This is a genomic window from Micromonospora sp. CA-240977, assembly GCF_050942285.1.
Lineage (GTDB): Bacteria > Actinomycetota > Actinomycetes > Mycobacteriales > Micromonosporaceae > Micromonospora.
Genome location: NZ_CP192055.1, coordinates 3,928,559 through 3,954,607, shown reverse-complemented (window position 1 = coordinate 3,954,607; position 26,049 = coordinate 3,928,559). Strand labels below are relative to the sequence as shown.

Here is a 26,049-nt window from a genome sequence, read left to right as displayed (position 1 = left end):
ACAAGCGGCAGATGGCCGTAGAACGGTTCGGCGACCTGTGATTAGGCTGCGTGCCATGGCCAGCGATGTGGACACCGCACCGCTCGTGGGCCGGACCGAGCTGCTGCAGACGGTTCGGTCCGCGTTGCTTGGTGACGCCGCGCACGGGCAGACGGCCGCCGTCTTCCTGACCGGTGAGAGCGGTGTGGGCAAGACCCGGCTGTTGGGTGAGGTCGGCGACCGGCTGCGTGCGCAGGGCGCCGTGGTGCTCACCGGCAGCTGCCTGGACATCGGCGACGCCTCTCCGCTGCACCCGCTGTTGCAGGCGCTGCGCCGCTTCGACGCCGATCTGTCCACCTCGCACGCCCGCACCTCGTCCGCGGTGCGGGGGCTGTTGCAGATGTTCGCCGACGAGACCGCCGGCCCGGACGGCGCTGGCGCGTTGCTGGAGCGGGTCAGCCGTGGGCTGCACCTGATCGCCGAGGGCCGACCACTGGTGTTGATCCTCGACGACCTGCAGTGGGTCGACCGGAGCACCCGACAGTTGCTGCTCTACCTGTTGGCCGGGCTCGGCGACCTCCAGCTCTCCGTGCTGGCGGCGGTACGTGCCGAGTCGTTGCAGGGCGTTCACCCGCTGCGCCGGGTGCTGACCGAGCTGCGTCGCCTGCGGACGGTGCGGGTGCTCGACCTGGCGCCGCTGGGCCGGGCCGACACCGAGAAGCTCGCCGCCGCCGTGGTCGGCCGGACGCTGTCCGCCGAGGCGGCCGAGCAGGTCTGGCAGCGCAGCGGCGGCAACCCGTTCGTCATCGAGGAGCTGGCCCGCGATCTCCGCGACGGCCGCGACGGCCTGTCCGAGACGCTGCGGGAGATCTTCCTCGACCGGGTCGACGCGCTGCCCCAGCACGCGCACGCGGTGGTGCACGCGGTCGCCGCCGGGGTCGAGCCGGTACAGCACTGGCTGCTGGCCGAGGTGCTGCGGTTGCCCGAGGAGGAGCTGATCGACGCGGCCCGCGCGGCGGTGGCCCACCGGCTGCTGGTCGGGGCCGACGACGGTTACCGGCTGCGGCACCGCCTCGTCGCCGAGGTGCTCGCGCACGAGCTGCTGCCGGCCGAGCGGTCCGGTCTGCACCGCCGCTACGCCGAGGCGCTGACCGCCGCGCCGGGCGAGCTGCACCAGGCCCGGCTGGCGCACCACTGGCGGTTGGCCGGCGAGCCGGCGCGCGCGTTGCCGGCGGCGGTGGCGGCGGCGCAGGAGGCCGAGCGGCTGCACGGTTACGCCGAGGCGCACCGGCACTGGTCGGCAGCGTTGCAACTGGCCGCTGACCAGGGCCCGCTGGCGGTGGACCGGGTCGAACTGCTCGAGAACGCCGCCGAGGCGGCCCACCACTGTGGGGAGCACGCCCGCGCGTTGGCACTGCTGGAGGAGGTGGCCGCGCTACCGGGCGGCGGCGCGCCGAGCGCGTTGCACATCCGCCGGGCCCGCTACCTGGCCGCCGCCGGTCGCTCGGCGCTGGCCGAGGAGGAGTACCAGCGGGCGCTGACGGCGGCCGACTGTTCCCCGCGCGACCGCGCCACCGCCGCCGCCCGCCTCGCCGAGCTGCTCCTGCATCTGGGCCGCTACGCCGACGCCGGCCAGCGGGCCCGGGAGGCGCTGGCACTGGCCGCCGACGTGGAGGGTTCCGCCACCGAGGTGGTGCTGGCCAGCTCGGCGCTGGGCTTCAGCGACGCCTACCTGGAGGACCCGGACGCGGGGCTGGCGGTGATGCGCGACGCCCTCGACACCGCCGAGCGCGCCGGCCAACCCGAGGATGTGGCCTGCGCGTACCTGCACCTGGCGGAGCTGTTGACCGGGCCACTGAACATCCTCGAAGAGGGTGTGGTGGTGGCCCGCCGTGGCGCCGAGCGGGTCGCCGAGCTGGGGTTGGGCCGCACCTGGGAGACCCGGCTGCTGGCCGTCGCCATCAACGGGCTGTTCCGGGTGGGCCAGTGGGCCGAGGCGGAGAAGGTGGTCGCGACCGCGCTGCGGCACCGACCGTCCGGTGCGGACGCCGTCGAGCTGCTGCTGGCCCGGTGCCGGCTCTCGGTGGGCTACGGCGACATCGACGCGGGCAGCCGGGACCTCGACGCGGTGGCGACCCTGCTCGCCGGCGGCGGGGCGCGGCACGTCATTCCGCTGCTCACCCTGCGCGCCGGGCTGGCCATGTGGGAGGGCCGGCACGATGTGGCCCGGTTGGCGGTGCAACGCGGCCTCACCGAGAGCCGTTCCGACGACGTGACGATCCTGTCGGCGCTCATCTGGCACGGCCTGCGGGCCGAGGCTGAGGCGCACACCAGCCGCACCATGGCCGTGGATCCGACCGTGGTACGCCGGCTGCGCGACATGGCGGACCGGGTGGCCCGCAAGAGCGTCGGCGCGGCCCGTCCGGTGCGGTCGGTGGTGGCGGGGTTCCTGGCCCTCTGCGCCGCCGAGGTGAGCCGCCTGGACAGCAGTGACCCGGACCTGTGGGCCGCGTCGGTCGCCGAGTGGGATCGACGCCACCACCCCTACCCGGCGGCGTACTCGCGGCTGCGGCAGGCCGAGGCGCTGCTGGCCCGCCGCAGCCGGCTGGCCACCGCCGGCAAGCTGTTGCGGGAGGCGTACCGGGTGGCGCAGGGGTTGGGCGCGGTGCCGCTGACCTCGGAGATCCGCGAGCTGGCCGGGCGGGCCCGGGTGTCGCTGGAGGAGCGCGAGCCCCTCGGCGGTACGCGAGGCGCGCCGGCCGAGGCGTCCGACGACGAGTTGGCGGCGCTCACCGCACGGGAGCGGGAGGTGCTCGCGCTCGTCGCGGAGGGGTTGACCAACAAGGAGATCGGGCAGCGGCTGTTCATCAGCGAGCGGACCATCGGGGTGCACGTGTCGCACATCTTCGACAAGCTCCAGGTCCGTACCCGCGTCCAGGCCAGCGCGATCCAACTACGCAACCTCCGGGGCTGACGCACCGCGCCACACCACGTGTGCGCGCCGGGATACGTCGTTCTACTGATTCGGCGGGTGGGTGTCGGCTGAGAGGCTGGGCCGCGTCGACGACGGCACGGGGGATGCCGCCGACCACTATGGAGGAGAGATGACCGAACCGGTCTGGGGGCCCGTCCACCGGGACATCGTCGACCTGCTCGCCGACCATCCCGCGGACGTGCCGGCCGTTGTCGACCACCTCACCAAGCTTCAGGACATGCTGGTGCGGTTGCCTCCGTTGGAGGCCAGTTGCCCGCTGGCGGACTTCAACAGGCTCTACCTGACCATCACCAGCAGCGTGTTGGACGGGCTGTACGACGACCGCTTCGTCGACCCGGCCTTTCTCTCCCGGCTCGACGTGGAGTTCGCGGCGCGGTATTTCGACGCGATGCGGCTCTGGACCGACTCCAGTCCGGGCACGCCGAAGGCGTGGTCGTGCCTCTTCGAGCGGATGCGGGGGCCGGACGCCCGCCCACTGCCGTCGGCGGCGGCCGGGGTCAACGCCCACATCAACTTCGACCTGCCCTTCGCGCTGGTGACGACGTTCGACCACCTGGAGTCGGAGCCGGTCGACGGCAGTGACCAGCACCACGACTATTTGGAGATCAACAAGATCTTCGCGGACAAGATCCCCGGCCTGCGCCGGGGCTATCTGGAGCGGTGGCAGCTGCTCATCGACATGCTCAACGGCGACATCGACGACTGGTACCAGGGGGAGCTGGTCGAGTACACCCGCGACGTCGCCTGGCGTAACGCGCAGAAGATCTGGCGGTGCCGGCACGACCCGGACGCCCGTGAGTGTGAGCGCACGCGGTTGGACGACAACGCCGCGGCGCTCGGCCGGCTACTGCTCTCGCCCCTGGGAGCGTTTCTGCAGTAGCCGGGACGGGGGGTCCCCGCGCTCCGCCCCGTGGGGGGCGGCGGAGCGCGGGGGCGCGTTTCATCAGATCCGCCCCACCGGGGTGGCCGCCGGCAAGCGGTCGCCCCGGGGGGTGCAGCCGGTCGGCCCCGGGGGGTGTCGACCGTCTGCCACCGTCGGCCGGCTCGGGGGGCCGGCCGACGGTGGGGGAGAGGGCGTCGGGTTCGTCCCGACGGCGGCGGATATCGGGGGTGTCGGCGGGCTCGTACCGGGTACGCCCGCGCCATGACCGTCCTGGCCCGGCGTCGGCCCGCCGCCCGCCCCCGGCCCGCGCGGCCCGGCCCCCTGCGGCCGGGTGGCCCGGTGCCGCGACCCACCGTCCGACCCGGTGCGCGATGACCGGTGCCGCGACGCGGTTCGCGTTCCGCTTCGATCCGCTGTTCCGCCCGCTGTTGGCGCTGCTGGGCGTCCGCCCGGCGACGGCCTGGGTCGCCGTCACCGACCGGGATCTGTTGATCCGGTACGGGCCGTGGCGGCTGCGCACCGCCCGGGAGAACGTGACAGCCGTCGAGCTGAGCGGCCCGTACCGCTGGTGGCGGGCGATCGGGCCACACGTGTCGCTTGCCGACGCGGGCGCGAGCTTCGGCAGCAGCACGGCCGGCGGGATCTGTCTGCGGTTCGGCACGCCGGTGCCGGCGGTGGTGCCGGGCGGGCGGCCACGACACCCGGCGGCCACCGTGACCATCGCCGACCCGCCCGCACTGGCCCGCCTGCTCGCCGTGCCGGACCTGCCCTGAGCTGGCCATCCACCTGCCCGGTTCGGCCGGTCGGGTCCTGCGCCACCGCCTACCGTCGGATCAGGACCTGTGAGGGTGGGACTGGCGATGGGTGACGAGCACCGGGCGAAACCACGACGTTGGAACGGGCGCCGCCACGCGCCGACGGGGCCGGACCCGGCCCTGCGGGCGGCCCGCGATCCGGCCCGCCCGCACCGGGGCGGCCGGCCGGGTGTCGTGGTGCCCGACCGCGTGGCGACGGCGGCGCGGTCGGCGCCGCCGGCCAGTCCGCTGCGTCGGTGGCTCTTCCAGCACCAGGTGCAGCCGCCGGGCCCGGAGGCGGGCGAGGGACAGAACCGTCGGCACGCCTGGTGGCAGGTGATGTGCCTGACCGGCGTCGACTACTTCTCCACGCTGTCGTACCTGCCGGGTATCGCGGCGGTGGCGGCCGGTGCGCTGTCCCCGCTGGCGACCCTGCTGATCGTCGTGCTCACCCTGTTCGGCATGTTGCCGATGTACCGGCGGGTGGCCCAGGAGAGCCCGCACGGGCAGGGGTCGGTGGCGATGCTGGAGCGTCTGCTGCCGTTCTGGCGGGGCAAGATCTTCGTACTCGTGCTGCTCGGTTTCGTGGCCACCTCCTGGATCATCACGATCACCCTCTCCTCGGCGGACGCCACAGTGCACCTGCTGGAGAACCCGTACCTGCCCGACGCGCTGCACGGCCCCGCCGTCCCGGTCGTGGTCACCGTGGTGCTGCTGCTCATCCTCGGCGGCGTGTTCCTGCTCGGCTTCCGCGAGGCGGTGGTGGTGGCCATCCCGTTGGTCGCCGTCTTCCTGGTGCTCAACGCGGTGATCGTCGTGGTCGCGGTGGCCCGGATCGTCGCCGATCCGGGCATCGTGTCGGACTGGACCGCCGCGCTGACCTCCGGCGGCGGCGGGCCGGGGCACGTGCTGCTCACGGCCGTGCTGGCGTTCCCGCTGCTGGTGCTGGGGTTGTCCGGGTTCGAGACCGGGGTGAGCATGATGCCGCTGGTCCGGGCCGACGGGGCGGACACGCAGGCCCGGCTCGCCGCCCGGATCCGCAACACGCGCCGGCTGCTCACAACCGCCGCGCTGATCATGTCGGTGTACCTCATCTCGACGACCTTCGTGACCACGGCGCTCATCCCGGCGGAGGAGTTCCGGCCCGGCGGGGCCGCCAACGGGCGGGCCCTGGCGTTCCTGGCGCACGCCCACCTGGGCGAGGCGTTCGGCACCGTCTACGACGTGAGCAGCGTGCTCATCCTCTGGTTCGCCGGCGCCTCGGCGATGGCCGGGCTGATCAACATCGTGCCGCGCTACCTGCCCTCGTACGGCATGGCGCCGGAGTGGGCGCGGGCGGTGCGTCCGGTGGTGATCGTCTACACGGTCGTCAGCGTCGCCATCACGATCGCCTTCCGGGCCGACGTCAACGCCCAGGCCGGGGCGTACGCGACGGGCATCCTGGCGATGATGGTCTCCGGCGCGGTGGCGGTGACGATCTCCGCGGCCCGCCACCACCAACGCGCCGTCGCCCTCGGCTTCACAGTGCTGACCCTGGTGCTGCTGTACGCGTTGCTGGAGAACGTCATCGAGCAGCCGGACGGGATCACCATCTCCGCGCTGTTCATCCTCGGCATCATCGCTGTCTCGTTGGTCTCCCGGGTCACCCGGACCACCGAGCTGCGCGCCGAGCGGATCGAGTTCGACGAGCCGGCCCGTCGGTTCGTCACCGAGTCGCTGGCCCACGACGGGCAGCTGCACCTGATCGCGAACAAGCGGCAGAAGGGCTCGGTGAAGGAGTACACGGTCAAGGAACGGGCGCAGCGGGGGATGAACCCGGTGCCCGGGGCGGCGGATGTGCTGTTCCTGGAGATCGACGTTGTCGACCCGTCGGAGTTCAGCCAGGTGCTGCGGGTGCACGGGATCGAGGTGGGGGGCTTCCGGGTGTTGCGGGCCAGCAGTCCGGCCGCGCCCAACGCCATCGCCGCGATCCTGTTGGCCCTGCGGGACGCCACCGGGGTACGGCCGCACGCGCACTTCGAGTGGTCGGAGGGGAGCCCGATCGCGCACCTGGCGCGCTATCTGATCCTCGGTCGGGGCGACACCCCGCCGGTGGTGCGGGAGATCATCCGGCGGGCCGAGCGGGACCCGCTGCGTCGTCCCGGCATCCACGTCGGCGGCTGACGGGTTGCCCGTTTGACGGGGCTGAAAGATGAATAGGGGCACTATTCACGTTCACGCCTTCCTGTCCGTATTGCGGACTTATCGTGACGTCTGGTGGTCGGCGCTACGTCGAGCCCCCCGCGCCCGGATCGGCGCGCGGTCACGTCTTGCAGGCAGGAAGGCAGGCACCTTTGATGTCCACGTACCAAGGAGGAGACCGCGAGATCCGACCCAGACGTCGGTCCCGATGGTTCTTGGCCAGCGGCTTGCTGGCGGGAAGCCTGGTCGTGGGAGCGGCCGGCGTGGCCGGTGTGGCCGCGGCGTCCGACCGTGACCTCTCCCTCCCCGGTCTGGGCCGGCTGAGCGCGGCGGCCGGATCCGACGACGACCGCCGTGCCGGCGACGAGAGCGGGGCGGAGCGCGACCAGGGCGGCGGGGATCGGGGCCACGCGCCCAGCCCGGGCACCGGCAAGCGGGGCGTGGTGTCGGTGCCCTGCGACGCCGCGAAGCTGGTGGCGGCGCTGGTGACGGCCAACGCCGAGGGCGGCGCGGAACTGCGGCTCGCGCCCAAGTGCCGCTACCTGCTCACCGAGGCGTTCCACGAGACCGACCAGTACGACGGGGGGATCCGCGACGCGCGGGAGACGGCCGACGCCGCGGAAACCCCCGGTGACGCCGACGCGCCGCCGCACAACCCGGCCGACGACACCGCGGGCCTGCCGGTGATCTACCAGCCCATCACGATCGACGGCGCCGGCGCCACCATCGCCCGGGACGCCCAGGCCGCGCCGTTCCGCTTCTTCACGGTCCGCGACGGTGGCGAGTTGACACTGCGCGACATGGAGTTGCACAACGGCCGCTCGGCCATCGAGGGCGGCAGCGTGCACGTGGTGCACGGGGCGACCGCCGTCGTGGAGCGGGTCACCGTCTCCCAGAGCACCTCGCTGTCCCCGGAGGGCGGCGGCGGTGGGATCTTCAACGACGGCAACATGGTGGTCAGCGACTCCACCTTCGTCGGCAACAGCGCCTCCGGCGCCGCGGGCAAGGGCGGGGGCCTGCTCAACGGCGGTGTGCTGACGCTGAAGCGCTCGGAGTTCCACAGCAACAGCGCCAACGGCTACGGAGGCGGGCTCGGCAACTACCGCGGCGCGGCCGACGTGGAGAGCGTCTCGTTCACCCAGAACAGCGCGGGCCAGGGCGGCGGGCTGGCCAGCTTCTCGGCCCGGACGAAGGTCTCCGACACCGAGTTGCTGAACAACACCGCGCAGGTCGGCGGCGGCGCCGCCAACTCCGACGCGGTGCTGGTGATGCGCAGGATGACCATCCGGGGCAACACGTCCACCGTCAACGGTGGCGGCATCTCCACGGTGAAGGGTCTGACGCCGCTCGACGACAGCGTTGTCGACGGCAACACCACCCACGGCGTCGGCGCCGGCATCTACGCCGAGAAGGCGAACCTGCAGGTCCGGGGCAGCGACGTGACCCGCAACGAGGCGGTCGGCGCCGCGTCCAGCGGCGGTGGCATCTACGCGTCCGCGGGCTCGGTGGCGCTCTACACCAGCAAGGTCACCCACAACGCGTCGACGGTGAAGCCCGGTGGCATCTTCGCCGCGCACGCCCAGATCAAGATCGACGACGAGAGCGTGGTCGTCGAGAACGAGCCGACCAACTGCGAGGGCAGCGCGGTACCTGTCGCGCACTGCTTCCGCTGAGCAGACCCGCGCGCCCAGCCGGCCGCCCGGACGATCACCGCGATCGTCCGGGCGGCCGTCGTCCGTGCCGCCTGGCGTCGCGGTCCGCCGTGCGGCCGTCGCGCTGGCGGCGTCAGGCCATGGCGCGCAGCCGGGCGGCGAGGGTGCCGGCGAAGAAATCGAGGAAGCCGTCCGGGTCGGGGCCGGCGTTCTGCAGGACGATGTGGTCGAAGCCGGCCTCGACGTACGACCGGACCTTGGCCACGTGCGGCTCCGGGTCGGGCCCGATGGCGAAGAGCTGGCGGATGTGCTTCTCCTCCACGTGCGCGCTGGCCGCGTCGAAGTTGACAGGGTTCGGCAGTTCGCTCATCACCTTCCAGCCGGTGACCATCCACCGGCTGGAACGCAACACCTCCTGTACCGCCTGTTGCTCGTCACTGGCCCACGCCAGCGGAACCTCCGCGTAGCGCGGGCCGGAGCCGTGGGCCCGCCGGTAGTGCTCGACGATCGAGGCGTCCGGCTCGGTGGCGAACAACCCGTCGCCCAGTTCCGCGGCGAGCCGGGCCGACGCCTCGCCACTGGCCGCCACCGCGATCACCGGCGGGGTGTCCGGCAGGTCGAAGACCCGGGCGTCCTCCAGGTGCAGGTGCCGGCCCTCGTAGGACTGGTAGCCGCCCTGCCAGAGCAGCCGGATGATCTCCAGCGCCTCGCGCAGCCGCTCGTGCCGGCCCTGGACGCTGGGGAAGCCCCGACCGACCACGTGCTCGTTGAGTCGCTCACCGGCCCCCACCCCGAGGGTGAACCGCCCGCCGGAGACCAGCGCCATGGTCGCCGCGGCCTGCGCGATGATCGCCGGGTGGTAGCGGACGGTTGGGCAGGTGACGCCGGTGGCCAGGCGCAGTGTGCTGGTCTTGGCGGCGATGGCGCCGAGCACGCTCCAGGTGAACGACGAGTGGCCCTGCGCGTCCAACCAGGGGTGGAAGTGGTCGCTCATCTCGACGAAGTCGAAACCAGCCTGCTCGGCCAGGACGGCCTGCCGGATGATCTCCTGTGGGCCGTACCCCTCCGCGGCCAGCTTGTAGCCGATCTGCATGCCCCGCCCCCGATTTCCATCCGCCGACTGACGCGGGTCGGTTCCCGACCTCCGCGTCGACAAACACCGACGACGCTCGCAGACCAGCCTCCTAGGATGCCGTACGGGGTGTGATCCCCGAACGGATGCCGGCCCTGCATACCCCGGGGCGACTCGCGTCGACCACTCGCTGACCCTGGAGGGCACACGACAGCCGCTGACGGTGCGTCCCGTTCCGGTACGTCTCCGACGGCTGATCCACCCCCGTACATACGTCGGCCCGCGCCCCGGGGTCGAGGGGCGCGGGCCGACGTACGTCTGTCCTACTTGGAGGGCTCCGGCAGCTTGCAGTCGACCTTGGGGTTGGCGCCGATGTAGTTCAACGGACCGGCCACGATGGTGACCAGGATGGTGCCGGCTTCGGCGCAGTTGGTGTCGTCGCCGCTGTAGTAGCCGCGTTGGCCGGCGGCGATCGCGCCGATCAACAGCCAGATCACGACGATGACTCCGAGTATCGAGGTGCCGCGCATCGCTGCCTCCTGAGGAAATGTGGTGGATCTGAGGTGCAGTCGTTGTACCCAATTGGGTCGTGCGGCTAACGGACACCGGGGCGGGGCCGCGCTGGATCCCCCGTCCGGCCGATGCCGTTCGCCGTTGCGTACCGCCCGGGATCGGCCGCTCGCACGGGGTAACGCGTGTCGGCTATCGGATCGGCGACCGACCCGGCCGTCGTGCCGTTCGGCGGACGTAGAACTGCCTCACGGCCCCGCCGAGGAGGACTCATGGACGCCCCCACACCGCCCCTGTACATCGACCGTCCCGAGGACGTCGCGGTCGCGGCCCGCGCGTTGGCTCGCGGCGCGGTCGTCGCGGCGGCGTTCGCCAACTTCTACGTCATCGTCACGCGTCCCGACGCGGCCACCGTCCGCCGGGTCAACCTGGCCAAGGGTCGCCCAGCCCAGCAGGTCGGCAGCATCACCACAGCGATCGGCCGCATCCCGGGGATGTTCGACTGGACGCGGATCTCGCCACGGCTGCCGGTCGGTCGGGTGCGGGCGCTGATGGACGCCCTCTACGGCGCCGGGCCGTTCGGCTTCCGGGGGCCGGCGGCGGAGCGGCTCCCCGAGCACCTCACCCAGGTCGATCAGGGACTGCGCACCACCCAGGTGATCGCACCCGGCCTGACCTGCCCGTCCAACGTCTTCTTCGAGCGGGCGCTCGCCGAGACCGGATCGGACCACCTCTACATCACCTCGGCGAACCGGTCCCGGCATCTCACCGGCGCGGCCGAGGAGCCGGCGCACTGGAAGGCCGGCGCCCTCGCCGCCGACTTCGCCCACCTCGACGACCTGGTGGTGCTCGCCCACCGGGACGAGTCGGCGGCCCGCGCCGCGTACCCGGGCTACCTCACCACCTCCGTCACGCTGCTGTCCTTCCACGCGCCGGAGGGCGAGCTCGAGGAGCCGCCGGTGCTCACCGTGGACCGGCACGGATCGCTGCACCTGGATGACGTCCGCCGCGCCGCCGCGCCGCTCGGCCTGCAGGTACGCCTGGGCGGCACCGGCGTGCAGCGACTGCGGGTCCGCGCGTACGCCGGGGCGCTGGTGTGAGCGGTTACCGCGTCGGCCTGGTGGTGCCCAGTTCGAACACCACGATGGAGACCGAGATCCCGGCCATGCTGCGCCGCCGGGAGACCGTCGACGCGACGGTCCGCTTCACCACCCACTCGAGCCGGGTACGACTGCGTCAGGTGACCCCCGACGAGCTGGCCCGGATGAACCGCTCCGCTCTGCGCTGCGTCGCCGAGTTGGCCGACGCCCACTGCGACGTGCTCGCGTACGCCTGCCTGGTGGCGGTCATGTGCGAGGGCCCTGGCGCGCACGAGCGGGCCGAGCGGCGGTTGGGCCGCGCGGCCGGTCGCGCCGGGCACGACATGCCGGTGGTGAGCAGCGCGGGCGCCCTGGTCGCCGGGCTGCGCGCGCTGGGAGCCCGCCGGGTGGCCCTGATCGCGCCGTACCTGCCGCCGTTGACCGCGACCGTCGTCGCCTACCTCGCCTCGCACGGTGTGCGGGTGACCGAGGCGGTGAGCCTGAGCGAGCCGGACAACGTCGCGGTGGGGCGCGTTCCCACCGCTCACCTGGTCGAGGTGGCCGAGCGGCTGGACGTGACCGACGTGGACGCGGTGGTCCTCTCCGCCTGCGTACAGCTGCCGTCGTTGGCGGCGGTGCCGCGGGTGGAGGCCCGACTCGGCCGTCCGGTGCTCACCGCGGCCACCGCCACCGTGCACCAGTTGCTCACCAGGCTGGGTGTCGAGCCGTACGTGCCGGACGCCGGACGGCTGCTCGCCGGTTCGACGTCCCAGTGAACAGGGCCGGTGCCGGCCGCCTGGCTCAGTGCGGTGGGGATGGGGCCTCCGGCGGTTTGCCGTAGCTCCGCCGGAAGTCCGCGTAGGCCACGCCGATCAGCACCAGGAGGGCGCCGAGGGAGGCGAACACCGGCGACACGTACAGCACGGCGGGCGCGATGGTCAGCAGCGCCAGCACACCGCCGGGACGGGACCAGGACACCCGGCTGAACACCTCGTACTCGAAGGAGGCCCGACCGGCCAGGAAGAGCGCCGGGCCGCCGAGGATCACCGCCGCCCAGGCCGGCGGCGTCCGCCCGGTCGGCTCGTGCAGCACGAGGTCGAACCCGGTCGTCGTGGTCACCACCCCGGCGACCATCACCAGATGGGTGTACGGCGCGGTGAACAGGAACTTACTCGGTGACCCCGACCCCTTGATGGCCTTCGGCAGCAGCTGACCGGACTTGTGGACGTAGATCCGCCAGAGCAGCAGGGTGGTCAGGAACGCCACAGCGAACACGCCGATGTTCTGCGCCTCGCTGTGCGCCGCGCTGAACATGGTGCCGATGGTCAGGATGGCGTCGCCGAGGGCGATGATGAAGAACTGCTGGTAGCGCTCGGAGAGGTGCTCCGCTGTGACGTTGCGCTGGGGTTCCGGCACCACCCCGAGCCCCGGCACCGGGTACGCGAGCCGGAAACCGACGTAGTCGATGGCGAGCGCGACGGCCCAGCACGCCAGGCGGGCGTCCGCGCCGACGAACGCGCCGATGATCCACGGGATCGCGGACACCGCGAACCAGAGAAAGATGCGTGCCGCGCGGCGCTGGGTCTGCGGTTCGCGGCGGACGGCCGGCATCAGGAACAGTCCGCGCCCGAGGTGGATCGCCACGTAGGTGCCGGCGAACACCAGCCCACGATCGTTGAACGCCTCCGGGATCGCCGTGGTCATCAGCAGCGCGCCGAACATCACGGCGCTGATCAGCAGCTTGATCTCGGCGCGTTCCGGGTTGTACAGGTCGGTGACCAGGGTGGTTATCACCCACGTCCACCAGACGGCGGCCAGCATGATCAGTGCCTGCCCGGCCCGGTGCCAGTCGAGCTGGTGGACCATGCCCCGGGAGATGAGCGCCAGGGCGACCACGTAGACCAGGTCGAAGAAGAGTTCGAGGAGGGTCACCCTGCGCGGGGCCTCCGGGTCACGCACCGGGGGACGACGGGACCGCGGGGACCCGGGCTCCGGCGCGGGGAGGTGCACGGGTTACTCCTGCGGAACCGGTCGACTCGACGGACCCGTCCGGCCCACCTGAACGGACGGTAACGATCGGTCGGCGGTGGGGCCGCCGAATCGCCGGGTCTTCCCCCGACCGGGGGGACGATCGACTCGAGTTCCCGGAAGTCGGGGCATCCGGGAAGGCCGAATGCCCCGACTTCCAGGAACCCGAGTCGACCATGGTGCGCCTCGTCGGTCGGCCCGACCCCGGGCGAGCCCTCGACCTACCGTCGCGTCGGACGGTCGGCCGAGGGCTCGATCGCCGGCGTCAGGCCTGGTTGCCGTTCGGCAGCACGGTGGCCATCTCGTCGCCCGCGCCGGCGAGCACGCGGGCCTGCTGTGGCCAGGTGGCCAGCCCGGGGGCGGCGCGCAGGCCGGCGGCCCGGATCAGATCGCGCAGCGCCGCCTCGTCCAACGCGCCGAGCTGGCCGTACGTCCGCACGCCGGCGTCCTGCAGGGCGGCCGCCATCTTCGGCCCGACCCCCTGGATGCGGCGGAAGTCGTCCGCCGGACCCGTCGGGTCGACATCCGTGTCGTTGGCGCTGTCGACGTCCGTACCGACCGGCGGCGTCGCGGTGGCGCTCGACCGGACCGGAGGCGCGGCAACCACGGGCCGCGCCGAGTCCGACTCCGCGTCCACCGGCTCGGTGCCCACCGGCTCGGTGCCCACCGGCTCGGCGTTCACCGCGCCGGCGTTCACCAGGTCGGCGCCCACCGCGTCCGCGTCCACGCCGTTGGTCCTCACCGCTTCGGCGTCGACCGTGTCGGTGTCCACCGGCTCGGTGCGCACCGCGTCCGCGTCCGTCGAGCCCGCGTTCGCCGCGTCGACGGTGACCGCAGCCTCCGCCGGCGCCGCGTCGGCCACCGTGGCCCTGGTCGCCGCGTCGTCGGCCGGGGTGGCCGCGCCGGGCTCGTCGGCCAGCGGCGCGATGTCGTCGGACGGGAGGTCGTCGGCGGGTTGGCGGGGAGCGACAACGGATGCCGGGTCGGGCTGCTCGGCGTCCGGTACGGGCGGCGGGGGCTCGGTCAGCGCCATGTCACCCGGGTCGACGGTGCTCGGGGCGTTCGCCGGGACCTCGACCGGCGTGGACGTGGAGTCGACGCCGTTCAGTGCGGTGATGGCGGCGGGCGCGCTGACCGTGTCCACCGGCACCGGTTCGTCGGCGACCGCTGTCGGAGCGGGGTCGACGGTGGCGGCGGGCCGGGCCTCGTCGGTGGTGGCCGCCGGCGTCGGCGTGGAGATCACGGCCAGGCCGGCCACAGGATCTCCGTCCACTATCGAATTGCCCTGTACGCCCCGCCGGCCGCGCAGCAGCCACCCGGCGGCCAGGCCCAGCAACAGTGCCAGTACCACTATCAGCGAGTGTCCGATAGACCACGCCACGGCGAACCTCCCTCTCAGCTCGTTGGAAAAGTCACGAGAAAAACTCGCCGCAGCTTCGCACACGCGTATTGCGGACGACAGAGAGGATCCGCCCCAGGTGTCCCGGTTGGGGCGGTCGCCTCAGGCGGTGCCCGCCGGGTCACGCAGCGTCGCACCGAACAGCACGAAACCCGGGGACACGACGAGACCCGGGCACGGCACGACGAAAGCCGGGGACACGACGAGACCCGGGCCCGGCGGGGGACGCCGGGCCCGGGTCGACGGGCCGAAGCCGGACTCAGTCCTGGTCGCCCTCGTAGGTGTGGAAGTCGTCGACGAACCGGCGACGCAGCCGTGGGACCCGGCTTGTCACTCCGAAGTAGCCGCGCGCGCCGAGGAGCGCGAGTCGACCCACCACCGGCCGGTACATCCGGTCGTCGCCGCTGGTGCCGCTGCGGTTCAGCGACTCGGCGACCCGCGCGAAGCCGTACGGCACCATCGCGGCCTCGTAGTCGGCAACCGCCTGCACCAGCGTCTTGTCGCCGGTGACGGCGCGGCCGAGTTGGTCGCAGAGCAGGCGGGCGTCGCGCAGCGCGGTGTTCGCGCCCACCCCGCGGCCGGGGGTCATTGTGTGGATGGCGTCGCCGAGCATGGTGACGGTGCTGCTCTTCCACGGCGGCGTCGGCTCGGACGTGGACACCCTGATCGGTAGGGCGCTGTCCGGGTCCGCGCGGGTCAGCAGCTCCCGCAGGTTCGGATGCCAGTTGGAGGTGAGGTCCAGGGCCACGCTCACCAGGTCCTCGCCGCGACGGTCCATGACGTCGGTCGGGAAGCGGCGACCCGTGCTCCAGATGATCAGGTTGATGTTGTCGGTGGTGGTGTCGTGGGACAGGCCGGGCCAGTTTCGCAGCAGCGCCGCGTCGGCGTCGCTGACGCCGGGTTTGACCGCCCGCCGGGCGTCCCACTTGAACTCCATGACGTGCAGGACGCCCATCATCCCGCCGACGCCGAAGATCAGCGAGATGCCCTGACGGACCCGCTCCGGAACGAGGCCGCGGGTGTGCGGGGTGAGCGGGATCCGGGTGGCGATGTTGATGGTGCCGGCGTCGCGGGTGACGGCGTGCGGCAGGTACTGCCGGCGCACGGCCGAGTGGGTGCCGTCCGCGCCGACCAGCAGGTTGCCGGTGGCGCTGGTGCCGTCGGCGAAGTACGCGGTGACCGTGCCGTCGTCGCGCTGCTCGTAGCGGGTGAAGGTCTTGTCGAAGTGCACCACGTCGTCCAGACCGGTCAGCAGCACCTGGCGCAGCACCATCCGGGCCACCGAATGTTCGGTGCGCACCGGGTCGGCGCTCGGTCGCAGTGCGAACGACGCGGTCTGGCGGAGCCCCTGGGTGACCACGTTGAAGTAGTGCGGCGGCCGCGCGCAGGTGGCCAGGAAGGTGGCGAACAACTCCGGGGACAGGCACTGCCGCAGGGCCCGGCTACCGGTGGGGCCGATGCCGACCCGGTAGCCGAGCAGCCCTTCGGCGCGGTCGCGGTGCCGCTCGTAGACGGCGACGCTGATCCCGGCACGGCGCAGGCCGTGCGCCAGGCACAACCCGCCCGTGCCGGCGCCGATGATCAGGACGTGCGGTGGCGCGGCGGGCATGTCAGCCCGCCGGGTGTGCCGCGGGCGCGTCCGTACTGGCCGGACGCGCCGTGGGCGCGTCGGAGCTGGCCGGACGCGCAGTGGGCGCGTCGCTGCCGGCGGGACGTGCCGCGGGCACGTCGGTGCTGGCCGGGCGCGCCGTGGGCGCGTCGGTGCCGGCGGGACGCGCCGCGGGCACGTCGGGGGCGTCCCACCGGTAGAAGCAGCCGGCGATCGCGTCCCGGGGGGAGCGCCAGGTCGGCAGGTACGGCGACGTGTGCGCGGAGAGCCGCTCGTTGACCTGTTGGAAGAGCGGGTGGTTGCGGGCCGCCGCGAGCGCGTCCGGATCGACGTCCGAGGTCTCCAGCAGGTGTACGCACAGGTCGTGCAGGCAGTACAGGGATCGGTGCGTGACGCCGGTCAGACCGGGCAGGTCGGTGGCGTCGGACTCGGCGAAGATCTGTGCGACCCGCCCCTCCGCGCCCGGGATGATCCGGCTGACGATCAGTAGACGACTCATGGGACCCCTTCCGCCGGTGGCTTCCCGATCCGCGGATCGGCGCCACGTGCTCTGTGCGCCTACCGTGCCGCAGCGTCTGTCACATCACCGTCACGTCCGCCGGCCCGCTGGTGACGGGCGGTCGGTGACGGCTTCGCGGCTGGCCTGGCGGATCGGGGCGAGCGTGTCGTCGAGCAGGGCGCTCATCGCGGGGCTCGGCTCCAGACTCAACTCCCGGCGCAGCAGGTCCCGGTAGACGTAGAAGGCGTGCACGGCCTCGAAGGCGTTGCCCTCGGCCAGGTGGATGCGGACCACCAGCCGGTGGGGCGTCTCCCGTAACGGCTCGGCGGCCATCGCCTCCAGCGCGGCTTCGAGGGCCTCACCGTGCCGCCCCGCGGTGAGGTGCTGCCCGGCCACCTGTTCCAGCATGTGCAGGCGAAGTTGGCGCAGTCTCTCCCGGTCCAGCAGCACCCAGTCGTCGTACCAGCCGGGCAGGAGGTCGTGCCGTCCGGCGGCGAGCGCTCCCGCGGCGATGCGCGGGTCGTCGCCGTCACGGACCCGGGCCGCGGTGCCGACCAGGTCGTCCACGTCGAGGCGGACCGTCGGGCCGAGCCGTACGGTGTCGCTGGCCACGGTCATCGGGCAGCACGGATCCTGGCGGAGTCGCCACAGCGCGGTGCGGAGTGAGGACAGCGCCCGTTCCTCCGACGCGTCCGGCCAGAGCAGGCCCGCGAGTTGGCTGCGGGTGGCGCCGGGGCGCAGCCCGATCAGGGCGATCACCCGTTGCAGCCCGCGCGGCACCACGACCGGCACCGCCTCGCGCAACAGTCGGAAACCGCCGAGCAGGTGGAGTGAGACGCCCTCCCCGGGCGGCTCGCCGGCGGTCGGGACGGACTGGTCAGCGGTCACGGCGGCACCCCCTGCGGAACGCTCGTCCCGACTGTCTGCTGTGTCCCGGATTGGTTGCCCGCGACACCACTGTCGGCCCCACCGGTGCGGGCGCGGCCCCCGGATGCCGGGCGCGGCCCCGCCCGCCGGGGCGGCCGGGCTGACCACTGTGAAGATTATCAATAGCAGTCACGGTGAGTCAACGACGCGGTGAACCTTCTATTGGTCGGCAGTCAATCTGAGATCAGTTCTGAACTGCGCAAATGGTCGGCGGTCCGGCCGCCTCGGGTGCAGCGTACGCATAGCTGGTACACAGGATGCGTCAACGCAGCGTCACCGTCATACGTCCCTGGCCGGTGCGGCGCGGTGACGCCGCCGTGACGAGGGCTGCCGCATCGTGTCCGCAGTCGTCCAGCGCGTCCGGGGCCACCCGTCGCCGGCCGGACGCCGTGGGGGGGAGGCCCAGTATGGACCGATCACTGATCGTCGCGAAGGTGGATCCGACCGCCGAGGAGCGGGTCGCCGAGATCTTCGCCGAGTCGGACGCGACGGAGCTGCCGCGCCTGGTCGGCGTCCGGCACCGTTCGCTGTACCGGCTGCACGATCTCTACGTGCACCTGTTGGAGACGGAGCATCCGGCAGCGGACGCGGTGGAGGGCGCCCGGGGGCACCCCGAGTTCATCCGGGTCAGCGACCGTCTGCGCCCGTACGTGTCGCCGTACCTGCCCACCTGGCGCTCACCGCGGGACGCGATGGCGCAGTGCTTCTACCGGTTCGACGCCCCGGACCCCCGGCGGCGGTCGTGACCGCCACCGCGTCCGAGGAGCAGCTCTGGTCCCGCTGCGTCGGCTGCGCCAGCCTGCTCTACCGCAAACGGTTGCGCCGCAACCTGGACGTCTGCCCGGAGTGTGGGGAGCACGCCCGACTCGGCGCCCCGGAACGTCTGCGTCAGCTCGTCGACCCGGGGTCGCTGCGCCTGTTGCCCGACCAGCTCCCCGAGACCGACCCGATCGATTTCGTCGACGTGCTGCCGTACCCGCACCGGCTCAGCGCCGCGCGCGCCAGCACCGGCCTGGCCGAGGCGGTCGTCTGCGCCACCGCCACCATCGGCGCGCATCCGGCCGTGCTGGCCGTGATGGACTTCCGCTTCCTGGGCGGCAGCCTGGGCTGCGCGGTGGGGGAGCTGATCACCCGGGCCGCCGAGCGGGCGCTTGACGACCGCGTCCCGCTCATCCTGATCACCGCCTCCGGCGGGGCGCGGATGCAGGAGGGCGTGCTGTCGTTGATGCAGATGGCCACCGTCAGCCAGGCCATCGCCGCGCTGCGCGAGGCGGGTCTGCTCACCGTGAGTGTCCTCACCGACCCGACCTACGGCGGGGTGGCCGCGTCGTTCGCCACAAACACCGACCTGGTGCTCGCGGAGAGCGGCGCGCGGATGGGCTTCGCCGGTCCCCGGGTGATCCGCCAGGTCACCGGTCGGGCGCTGCCGGAGGGCTTCCAGAGCGCCGACGTCCTGCTCCGGCACGGACAGGTCGACATGGTGGTGCAGCGCCGGTCACTGCGCGGACGGCTGGGGGCGCTGCTCGCCGCCACCCGCGCCACCCGCCCGGCGCGTCCGCCCGTACCCCGGCAGGAGCCGGCGCCGCGCCGCGAGCGCCTCGCCGACGCGGCGCCGGCGGCCCCGGCGGGCGGGGGTGACACCCCCGCGGTACGCGACGCCTGGGACACGGTCCGGCTGGCGCGACACCCCGGCCGACCGACCACACTGGACTACCTCGACTCGGTCTTCGACGGGTTCCTGGAGCTGCACGGCGATCGGCTCGGCGGGGACTGCCCGGCCGTCGTGGGCGGGGTGGCGCGACTGGCCGACCGGCACGTGATGGTCATCGGCCACCAGAAGGGGCACACCACCGCCGAGCTGGTCGCCCGCAACTTCGGCATGGCCAGCCCGGCCGGGCACCGCAAGGCGCTGCGGTTGATGCGCCTCGCCGCCCGGCTCGGCCTGCCCGTCGTCACGCTCGTGGACACCCCCGGCGCCGACCCCGGGGTGAGCGCCGAGGAACAGGGCCAGGCGGCGGCCATCGCGGAGAACATCCTCACCCTCACCGTGCTGCCCACCCCCGTGCTGGCGGTGATCACCGGGGAGGGCGGCAGCGGCGGAGCGCTGGCCCTCGCCGTCGCCGACCGGGTGTTGATGCTGGAGAACGCCGTCTACTCGGTGATCAGCCCCGAGGGTTGCGCGGCCATCCTCTGGCCGGACCGGTCGGCGGCGCCGCAGGCCGCCCGCGCGCTCCGACTGACAGCGCCCGACCTGTGCCGGCTCGGGGTGGTCGACGAGGTCGTACCGGAGCCGACCACCGCCGCGCACGACGACCCGGCGGAGACGGCCCACCGGTTGCGCGCCGCCCTGCTGAGCAATCTGCTGCCGCTGCTGGACGTGCCGCCCGCCATGCTGGTCCGCCTGCGTCGACAGCGCTTCCGCCGGTTCGGGATGGCGCGCGGCGGCGCTCGGGCGGGTGCCCGGTGACCGCCGGGGACGCGACGGTGTCGACCGTCGAGGCACCCCACGACGCCGGGACGGACGGCGAGGAGGCCCTGGCGGGTCTGCGCCGGCAGGCCCAACACCTGATCGCCGAACTGGCCGGGCCGGTGCGCCGGATCCGGCTGCGCAGCGGTCCGGCTGTGCTGGAGGTCGAGTGGCACCCGGAGGAGCCGACCCGCGCGGACGTACCTCCTCAGGTGGCCGAGGCGGCGCGGCCGGGCGTGCCGGCCGCCGGCCCGTCGGCGACGCCGGTCCGGCCGACGGTGCCCGGACGGGCCGCGGTGCGGGCGCCCATCGTCGGCACCTTCTACCGGGCGGCGGAGCCCGGCGCCAAGCCCTTCGTCGCGGTGGGCGACCTGGTCCGTCCGGGCCAACCCGTCGCCATCGTCGAGGCGATGAAGCTGATGAACGAGGTGACAGCCGATCGCGCCGGTCGGGTGGTCGCGATCCTCGTCGAGGACGGCCACCCGGTGGAGTACGACCAGCCGCTGGTCGAGTTGGATCCGGCATGACGGCGCAGGGTGGATGACCATGTTCGAGACCGTGCTGATCGCCAATCGGGGCGAGATCGCCCTGCGGGTGCTGCGCGCCTGCAAGGAGCTGGGCGTGCGGACGGCGGTGGTCTACTCCGCGGCGGACGCCGACTCGGCGGTGGTCCGTCTCGCCGACCAGGCCGTCCGGATCGGGCCCGCGTCGAGTCGGCGCAGTTACCTCAACGCGGCGGCGATCGTGGAGGCGGCCCGGCAGGTGGGCGCGCAGGCAGTGCATCCCGGCTACGGCTTCCTCTCCGAGGACGCCGACTTCGCCGAGATATGCGTGGACAACGGGCTGACCTTCATCGGCCCACCACCGTCGGTGATGGCCGCGCTGGCCGACAAGTCCTCGGCCCGGGCACTGCTCAGCCGTGCCGGCCTGCCCCTGTCGCCGGGCAGTGTCGCACCGGTGCCGACCGCCGCCGCGGCGGCCGAGGTCGCCGCCGCCATCGGCTACCCGGTGATCGTGAAGGCCGCCGCCGGGGGCGGCGGTCGGGGCATGACAGTCGTGCGGACGCCGGGCGAGCTGCGCCGCGCGTACACGCGGACCCGGGCGGCCGCCCAGGCCGCCTTCGGCGACGACCGGGTGTACGTCGAGCGCTACCTCACCGAGGCGCGGCACGTCGAGGTGCAGGTGCTCTGCGACTCCCACGGCAACGGGGTGCACCTGGGCACCCGGGACTGCTCGGTGCAACGCCGGCACCAGAAGCTTGTCGAGGAGGCGCCCGCCCCGGCGCTGTCCGCCGCCGTGCTCGACACCATCGCCGAGGCGGCCCTGCGGGGCGCGCTGGATGTCGGTTTCGTCGGCGCCGGCACCCTGGAGTTCCTTGTCGACGCCGAGGAGAAGTTCCACTTCCTGGAGATCAACTGCCGGATCCAGGTCGAGCATCCGGTCACCGAGATGGTCACCGGGATCGACCTGGTGCACGAGCAACTGCACATCGCCGCCGGGGTGCCGCTGCGCTGGCGGCAGGAGGAGATCCGCCTGCGTGGCGTCGCGGTGGAGTGCCGGGTCAACACCGAGGACCCCGCACGGGACTTCGCGCCGACCCCCGGCCGGTTGGAACGGTTCACCCCACCCGGCGGCCCGTTCACCCGGGTGGACACCCACGCCAGCGCCGGCTACCTGGTCGGCCCCTGGTACGACTCGCTCCTGGCCAAGGTGATCGTCTGGGCGCCGGACCGGGAGCTGGCCCTCAACCGGCTGGAGCGGGCCCTTGACGAGTTCGACATCGCCGGGCCGGGCGTACACACCACCATCCCGTTCGTCCGGCGCGTGCTCGACGACGCCGGATTCCGCAAGGGCCGCTACACCACCGGCCTGGTCGACCGTCTGCTCGCCGCGCCCGACGCGGCGTCCGCGCAGCGGCCGGCGACCGCCCCCGCACCGCGCCCCGCGTCCGCCGCGGAGCCCGACGTTACCCTCAGGAGGACCCGATGACCGTCACCCATGGTCGCCCGATGACCGCCGAGATCACCGACATCCTGGTGGCGCACTGCGGGCTGGACGCCGACGCGGCGGCGCGGGCGCCCGCCGCGTCGCTGGAAGAGCTGGGAATGGACTCCCTCGCACTGCTGGAACTGTCCGCGGTCGTCGCCGACCGGTGGCAGGTGAGCATCCCCGAGCAGGCCGGGGAGCTGAGCATCCCGGCGGTGGCCGACCTGGTCGCCCGCCGCGTCGACCCACCCGGGCACACCGAGAACACGGTGGTCATCGACGCGCCGCTGCCGCTGGTCTGGGAGGTCACCAACGACGTGGCGAACTGGACCGAACTGTTCACCGAGTACGCCGTTGTGGACATCCTGCACCGCGAGGGGCACACCGTGCGGTTCCGGCTCACCATGTACCCCGACGAGAACGGGGTGTCCTGGAGTTGGGTCAGCGAGCGCACCTCCGACCCGGTGAGCAGGCAGGTCCGGGCGTACCGGGTGGAGACCGGGCCGTTCGAGTACATGCGGATCCACTGGGGCTACACCGAGGAGGCCGACGGCACCCGGATGACCTGGACGCAGGACTTCGCGATGAAGCCGACCGCGCCGGTCGACAACGCCGGGATGACCGAGCGGATCAACACCAACAGCGTCATCCAACTCGCGGTGATCAAGGACCGGGTGGAGCGGATCGCCCGGCAGCGCGCCGACCAGGACGCCCCGGCGGCCGGCGCCGACCCGACGGAGGCCGACGATGAGTGACCTGAGCACCCGGCCGATCGCCGCCGCTGACGTACCCGCCGACCGACGACGCGGCGGTGAGCTGCGGGTGTTGCTCGGCCCCCGCACCGTCGGCAGCACCTCGGGCTTCCTCGGGGTCGCCGCCCTCGCGCCGGGGGAGCGGATCGCCGAGCACTACCACCCGTACAGCGAGGAGTTCCTGTACGTGGTGCGCGGCGCGATCACCGTCGACCTGGACGACCAGCCGACGCTGCTGGCCGCCGGTGAGGCGCTGTTCGTGCCGGTGAACGTGCGGCACCGACTCCGCAACACCGGCGTCGAACCGGCCGAGGTGGTCTTCCACCTGGGCCCGCTGGCCCCCCGCCCGGAGCTGGGGCACGTCGACACCGAGTTGGCCGAACAGCGCGGTGGGTCGTGAGCGGACGCCGCACGGTGGTCACCGGGATCGGGGTGGTCGCCCCCGGCGGCGCCAGCCGGGACCGGTTCTGGAAGACCATCACCGAGGGGCGGACGGCCACCCGGCGGATCAGCTTCTTCGACCCGTCGGCGTTCCGGTCCCAGATCGCCGCGGAGTGCGACTTCGACCCGACCGCCGCGGGCCTCACCGAGGCCGAACGACAACGGGCCGACCGGTACGTGCAGTTCGCGCTGGCCTGCTCGGTGGAGGCCGTCGCCGACGCCGGACTGGCGCTCACCGACGCCGAACGGGACCGGGCCGGGGTGGTGCTCGGCACCGCCGTGGGCGGCACGATGGCGTTGGAGCAGGAGTACGTCACCGTCAGCGAGCACGGCAAGCGCTGGCTGGTCGACGCGACGCGCGGTGGCCCGTACCTCTACCAGGCGCTGGTGCCCAGCAGCCTTGCGGCGGACGTGGCCTGCCGGCACGGGCTGCACGGCCCGGCGCAGGTGGTGTCCACCGGCTGCACCTCGGGCATCGACGCCATCGGCTACGCCCACCAGTTGATCGTGGACGGTGAGGCGGACGTGATGCTGGCCGGCGCGGCGGACTCGCCGATCTCGCCGGTCACCGTCGCCTCGTTCGACGCGATCAAGGCGACCAGCCCGGACAACGACGACCCGGCGCACGCCTCCCGCCCGTTCGACGCCGACCGGCACGGGTTCGTGCTGGCCGAGGGTGGGGCGGTGCTGGTATTGGAGGAGATGGGGCACGCCCGCCGGCGGGGCGCGCACATCTACTGCGAGGTGGCCGGCTACGCCAGTCGCAGCAACGGTTACCACATGACCGGGCTGCGCCCGGACGGCCTGGAGATGAGCCTCGCCGTCAGCGACGCGTTGAAACAGGGGCGGATCCTCCCCGAGCAGGTCTCCTACATCAGCGCCCACGGCTCGGGCACCCGGCAGAACGACAGGCACGAGACGGCCGCGTTCAAACGGGCGTTGGGTCAGGCCGCGTACCGGGTGCCGATCAGCTCGATCAAGTCGATGGTCGGGCACTCGCTCGGCGCGATCGGGTCGATCGAGATGGCGGCGTGCGCGTTGGCCATCGAGTTCGGCGTGGTGCCACCGACGGCCAACTGGAGCACCCGGGACCCGGAGTGCGACCTGGACTACGTACCGAACGAGGCTCGGGAGGTCCCGGTGGACGTGGCCCTGTCGGTGGGCAGTGGGTTCGGCGGCTTCCAGTCGGCGATGGTGTTCCGCCGCCCGTTCGGCCCGGTGGCGGCGTGAGCGCCGCCCGGGCGGTGGTGACCGGCATCGGGGTGGTCGCGCCGAGTGGCATCGGCGCGGACGCGCACTGGCGAACGGTGCTGGCCGGCACCCGCCGGACCGGACCGATCACCCTGTTCGACCCGGCCGGCTATCCGACCCGCCTCGGCGGGGAGGTGCCCGGCTTCACCGCCGACTCCTACGCCGACAGTCGGCAGGTGGTGCAGACCGACAGGTGGACGCACCTCGGCTTCGCGGCGACCCGGCTGGCGCTTGCCGACGCCGGCCTGCCCGACCGGGCCCCCGACCCGTACGGCTACGCGGTGACCCTGGCCAGCTCGTCCGGGGGCAACCTGTTCGGCCAGCGGGAGCTGCAACGGCTCTGGGGCGGGTCGTCGCGCACCGTCGGGGCGTACCAGTCGATAGCCTGGTTCTACGCGGCGAGCGTCGGGCAACTCTCCATCCACCACCAGTTCAAGGGCCCGAGCGGGGTGCTGGTCGCGGAGGCGGCCGGCGGGCTGGACAGCCTCGCGCACGCCGCCCGCGCGGTACGCCGGGGCACCCCGGTGGTGATCGCCGGGGCCACCGAGTGCCCGCTCAGCCCGTACGCGCTGGCGTGCCAGCTGCGGTCCGGGCTGCTCAGCGACGTCGCCGATCCGCAGCGGGCGTACCGGCCGTTCGACGCCTCGGCCAGCGGCTACCTGCCGGCCGAGGGCGGCGCGGTGTTCGTGGTGGAGGAGTTGGGGCACGCCCTCGCCCGGGGCGCCCGGGTCTACGGCGAGGTGAGCGGGTGGGGATCCACCCACGACGCCGCGCACACCACGGCGGACAGTGCCGGCGACCCGACGCAGTACGCGCGGGCGATGCGGCTGGCCCTGGACCGGGCCGGCGTCGCGGCGGCCGGGATCGACGTGGTGCTGCCCGACGCCCTCGGCGTACGCCGTTACGACCGCAGCGAGGCCGAGGCGCTGCGCGCCGTGTTCGCCGACCGGCCGGTCCCGGTGACGACGCAGAAGCCGCTGACCGGGCGGGCGTACCAGGGCGGGTCGGCGTTGGACGTGGCCACCGCGCTGCTCGCCTTCGCGCACGACACGCTGCCCGCGTCGGCCGGCCCGCAGGAGGTCGCCGAGGGGTGCGAACTGGACTTCCTGCGCGAGCACCGCCAGCCGCGCAGCCGGCTCGCGCTGGTCTGCGCGCGGGGTTTCGACGGGTTCAACAGTGCGCTGGTCCTGCGCGGGGCGGTGCCGATGAGGGGAGAGACGCCATGAGCGGACAGCGGGCGCGGGTGGTGTTCCTGGTGCGGGTGCCGGAGCCGCGCACCGAAGAGTTCCTCGCCGCCTACGAGCAGGTGCGGCACCTGGTCGCCGACGGGGTGCCGGGACACCTTGTCGACCAGGTGTGCCGCTCGTCGACCGACCCGGAGCAGTGGTTGATCACCAGCGAGTGGGTGACCCTTGCCGACTTCGAGGCCTGGGAACGCAGCCCCGAGCACCGGGATCTGGTGCGCCCGATGCGGGAGTGCTTCACCGACGCCCGCTCGCTGCGTTTCCACATCCACGCCCAGACCCCCGCCCTGGTCTGACGCTC

Annotated in this window: 21 protein-coding genes and 2 pseudogenes; 16 read left to right on the top strand and 7 right to left on the bottom strand. The window is 73.1% G+C overall.

Annotated features, from left to right (window positions below; translation table 11 throughout):
• Positions 1–55 precede the first annotated feature (55 nt).
• The 5 genes from ACQPWW_RS18360 to ACQPWW_RS18340 all read left to right on the top strand — a co-directional run bounded on the left by ACQPWW_RS18360 (position 56) and on the right by ACQPWW_RS18340 (position 8,505).
• A complete protein-coding gene (locus ACQPWW_RS18360) occupies positions 56–2,953 on the top strand; it encodes a helix-turn-helix transcriptional regulator (RefSeq protein WP_433124158.1) in 2,898 nt (965 codons plus the stop codon).
• Positions 2,954–3,083: 130 nt separating this feature from the next.
• On the top strand, positions 3,084–3,854 hold the full coding sequence (locus tag ACQPWW_RS18355) for a DUF5995 family protein (protein WP_355032607.1): 771 nt from the start codon (positions 3,084–3,086) through the stop codon (positions 3,852–3,854).
• Between the two features lie 374 nt (positions 3,855–4,228).
• Entirely contained in the window at positions 4,229–4,630 is a 402-nt protein-coding gene (locus ACQPWW_RS18350) for a hypothetical protein (RefSeq protein ID WP_433124156.1), read from the top strand.
• 87 nt (positions 4,631–4,717) lie between these two features.
• Positions 4,718–6,814: an amino acid transporter gene (locus ACQPWW_RS18345; protein WP_433124155.1), complete on the top strand. Its 2,097-nt coding sequence runs from the start codon at positions 4,718–4,720 to the stop codon at positions 6,812–6,814.
• Positions 6,815–6,987: 173 nt separating this feature from the next.
• Entirely contained in the window at positions 6,988–8,505 is a 1,518-nt protein-coding gene (locus ACQPWW_RS18340) for a hypothetical protein (protein ID WP_433124153.1), read from the top strand.
• 112 nt (positions 8,506–8,617) lie between these two features.
• Here the strand turns inward: ACQPWW_RS18340 and ACQPWW_RS18335 are convergent, their stop codons facing one another.
• Positions 8,618–9,577 carry a TIGR03557 family F420-dependent LLM class oxidoreductase gene (locus ACQPWW_RS18335; protein WP_433124151.1) on the bottom strand — a complete coding sequence of 320 codons (960 nt, stop codon included), beginning with the start codon at positions 9,575–9,577 and terminating at the stop codon, positions 8,618–8,620.
• Between the two features lie 302 nt (positions 9,578–9,879).
• On the bottom strand, positions 9,880–10,086 hold the full coding sequence (locus ACQPWW_RS18330; protein WP_110566517.1) for a hypothetical protein: 207 nt from the start codon (positions 10,084–10,086) through the stop codon (positions 9,880–9,882).
• Between the two features lie 252 nt (positions 10,087–10,338).
• On the opposite strand from ACQPWW_RS18330, the gene ACQPWW_RS18325 reads away from it, so the two are divergent.
• The gene (locus ACQPWW_RS18325; RefSeq protein WP_433124149.1) at positions 10,339–11,166 is read left to right on the top strand and encodes a hypothetical protein; all 828 of its coding nucleotides are present in this window, start codon (positions 10,339–10,341) and stop codon (positions 11,164–11,166) included.
• Complete coding sequence (locus ACQPWW_RS18320) at positions 11,163–11,921, top strand: maleate cis-trans isomerase family protein (RefSeq protein ID WP_433124148.1); 759 nt, start codon at positions 11,163–11,165, stop codon at positions 11,919–11,921. The genes ACQPWW_RS18325 and ACQPWW_RS18320 overlap by 4 nt, the downstream gene beginning before the upstream one ends.
• 25 nt (positions 11,922–11,946) lie before the next feature.
• On the opposite strand, the gene ACQPWW_RS18315 is transcribed toward ACQPWW_RS18320, so the two are convergent.
• The 5 genes and pseudogenes from ACQPWW_RS18315 to ACQPWW_RS18295 all read right to left on the bottom strand — a co-directional run bounded on the left by ACQPWW_RS18315 (position 11,947) and on the right by ACQPWW_RS18295 (position 17,568).
• On the bottom strand, positions 11,947–13,104 hold the full coding sequence (locus ACQPWW_RS18315) for a low temperature requirement protein A (RefSeq protein WP_433124147.1): 1,158 nt from the start codon (positions 13,102–13,104) through the stop codon (positions 11,947–11,949).
• 334 nt (positions 13,105–13,438) lie between these two features.
• A pseudogene (locus ACQPWW_RS18310) lies at positions 13,439–13,675 on the bottom strand (helix-hairpin-helix domain-containing protein); the annotation flags it as partial.
• Between the two features lie 1,156 nt (positions 13,676–14,831).
• Entirely contained in the window at positions 14,832–16,181 is a 1,350-nt protein-coding gene (locus tag ACQPWW_RS18305) for an FAD-dependent oxidoreductase (RefSeq protein WP_433124145.1), read from the bottom strand.
• A 154-nt stretch (positions 16,182–16,335) separates the two neighbouring features.
• Positions 16,336–16,680 (bottom strand): annotated as a pseudogene (locus ACQPWW_RS18300) (TcmI family type II polyketide cyclase); the annotation flags it as partial.
• A 90-nt stretch (positions 16,681–16,770) separates the two neighbouring features.
• Complete coding sequence (locus tag ACQPWW_RS18295; protein ID WP_433124143.1) at positions 16,771–17,568, bottom strand: AfsR/SARP family transcriptional regulator; 798 nt, start codon at positions 17,566–17,568, stop codon at positions 16,771–16,773.
• A gap of 446 nt (positions 17,569–18,014) precedes the next feature.
• On the opposite strand from ACQPWW_RS18295, the gene ACQPWW_RS18290 reads away from it, so the two are divergent.
• The 9 genes from ACQPWW_RS18290 to ACQPWW_RS18250 are packed head-to-tail and all read left to right on the top strand — an operon-like array spanning position 18,015 to position 26,044.
• Positions 18,015–18,353, top strand: coding sequence for a TcmI family type II polyketide cyclase (locus tag ACQPWW_RS18290; protein ID WP_433124141.1), 339 nt, complete (start codon positions 18,015–18,017; stop codon positions 18,351–18,353).
• Positions 18,350–20,074 carry an acetyl-CoA carboxylase carboxyltransferase subunit alpha gene (locus tag ACQPWW_RS18285; RefSeq protein ID WP_433124140.1) on the top strand — a complete coding sequence of 575 codons (1,725 nt, stop codon included), beginning with the start codon at positions 18,350–18,352 and terminating at the stop codon, positions 20,072–20,074. The genes ACQPWW_RS18290 and ACQPWW_RS18285 overlap by 4 nt, the downstream gene beginning before the upstream one ends.
• Positions 20,071–20,601 carry an acetyl-CoA carboxylase biotin carboxyl carrier protein gene (gene accB / locus ACQPWW_RS18280; protein WP_433124139.1) on the top strand — a complete coding sequence of 177 codons (531 nt, stop codon included), beginning with the start codon at positions 20,071–20,073 and terminating at the stop codon, positions 20,599–20,601. The genes ACQPWW_RS18285 and accB overlap by 4 nt, the downstream gene beginning before the upstream one ends.
• Before the next feature lie 19 nt (positions 20,602–20,620).
• Positions 20,621–22,063, top strand: coding sequence for an acetyl-CoA carboxylase biotin carboxylase subunit (locus ACQPWW_RS18275; RefSeq protein WP_433124138.1), 1,443 nt, complete (start codon positions 20,621–20,623; stop codon positions 22,061–22,063).
• Positions 22,060–22,815, top strand: coding sequence for an SRPBCC family protein (locus tag ACQPWW_RS18270; RefSeq protein ID WP_433124136.1), 756 nt, complete (start codon positions 22,060–22,062; stop codon positions 22,813–22,815). Before ACQPWW_RS18275 ends, ACQPWW_RS18270 begins: the two co-directional genes overlap by 4 nt.
• Positions 22,808–23,212: a cupin domain-containing protein gene (locus ACQPWW_RS18265; RefSeq protein WP_393370725.1), complete on the top strand. Its 405-nt coding sequence runs from the start codon at positions 22,808–22,810 to the stop codon at positions 23,210–23,212. Before ACQPWW_RS18270 ends, ACQPWW_RS18265 begins: the two co-directional genes overlap by 8 nt.
• Positions 23,209–24,483, top strand: coding sequence for a beta-ketoacyl-[acyl-carrier-protein] synthase family protein (locus ACQPWW_RS18260; RefSeq protein ID WP_433124134.1), 1,275 nt, complete (start codon positions 23,209–23,211; stop codon positions 24,481–24,483). The genes ACQPWW_RS18265 and ACQPWW_RS18260 overlap by 4 nt, the downstream gene beginning before the upstream one ends.
• On the top strand, positions 24,480–25,730 hold the full coding sequence (locus ACQPWW_RS18255; RefSeq protein WP_433124132.1) for a beta-ketoacyl synthase N-terminal-like domain-containing protein: 1,251 nt from the start codon (positions 24,480–24,482) through the stop codon (positions 25,728–25,730). The genes ACQPWW_RS18260 and ACQPWW_RS18255 overlap by 4 nt, the downstream gene beginning before the upstream one ends.
• Complete coding sequence (locus ACQPWW_RS18250) at positions 25,727–26,044, top strand: antibiotic biosynthesis monooxygenase family protein (RefSeq protein ID WP_433124131.1); 318 nt, start codon at positions 25,727–25,729, stop codon at positions 26,042–26,044. Before ACQPWW_RS18255 ends, ACQPWW_RS18250 begins: the two co-directional genes overlap by 4 nt.
• Positions 26,045–26,049: the final 5 nt, after the last annotated feature.

Bases quoted from the DNA above. Each gene is read 5' to 3' on its own strand.
- ACQPWW_RS18250 (WP_433124131.1), top strand. From the start codon at position 25,727: ATGAGCGGACAGCGGGCGCGGGTGGTGTTCCTGGTGCGGGTGCCGGAG.
- ACQPWW_RS18345 (WP_433124155.1), top strand. From the start codon at position 4,718: ATGGGTGACGAGCACCGGGCGAAACCACGACGTTGGAACGGGCGCCGC.
- ACQPWW_RS18340 (WP_433124153.1), top strand. From the start codon at position 6,988: ATGTCCACGTACCAAGGAGGAGACCGCGAGATCCGACCCAGACGTCGG.
- ACQPWW_RS18305 (WP_433124145.1), bottom strand. From the start codon at position 16,181: ATGCCCGCCGCGCCACCGCACGTCCTGATCATCGGCGCCGGCACGGGC.
- ACQPWW_RS18335 (WP_433124151.1), bottom strand. From the start codon at position 9,577: ATGCAGATCGGCTACAAGCTGGCCGCGGAGGGGTACGGCCCACAGGAG.
- ACQPWW_RS18325 (WP_433124149.1), top strand. From the start codon at position 10,339: ATGGACGCCCCCACACCGCCCCTGTACATCGACCGTCCCGAGGACGTC.
- ACQPWW_RS18275 (WP_433124138.1), top strand. From the start codon at position 20,621: ATGTTCGAGACCGTGCTGATCGCCAATCGGGGCGAGATCGCCCTGCGG.
- ACQPWW_RS18290 (WP_433124141.1), top strand. From the start codon at position 18,015: ATGGACCGATCACTGATCGTCGCGAAGGTGGATCCGACCGCCGAGGAG.
- ACQPWW_RS18270 (WP_433124136.1), top strand. From the start codon at position 22,060: ATGACCGTCACCCATGGTCGCCCGATGACCGCCGAGATCACCGACATC.
- ACQPWW_RS18265 (WP_393370725.1), top strand. From the start codon at position 22,808: ATGAGTGACCTGAGCACCCGGCCGATCGCCGCCGCTGACGTACCCGCC.
- ACQPWW_RS18330 (WP_110566517.1), bottom strand. From the start codon at position 10,086: ATGCGCGGCACCTCGATACTCGGAGTCATCGTCGTGATCTGGCTGTTG.
- ACQPWW_RS18355 (WP_355032607.1), top strand. From the start codon at position 3,084: ATGACCGAACCGGTCTGGGGGCCCGTCCACCGGGACATCGTCGACCTG.
- ACQPWW_RS18350 (WP_433124156.1), top strand. From the start codon at position 4,229: ATGACCGGTGCCGCGACGCGGTTCGCGTTCCGCTTCGATCCGCTGTTC.
- ACQPWW_RS18360 (WP_433124158.1), top strand. From the start codon at position 56: ATGGCCAGCGATGTGGACACCGCACCGCTCGTGGGCCGGACCGAGCTG.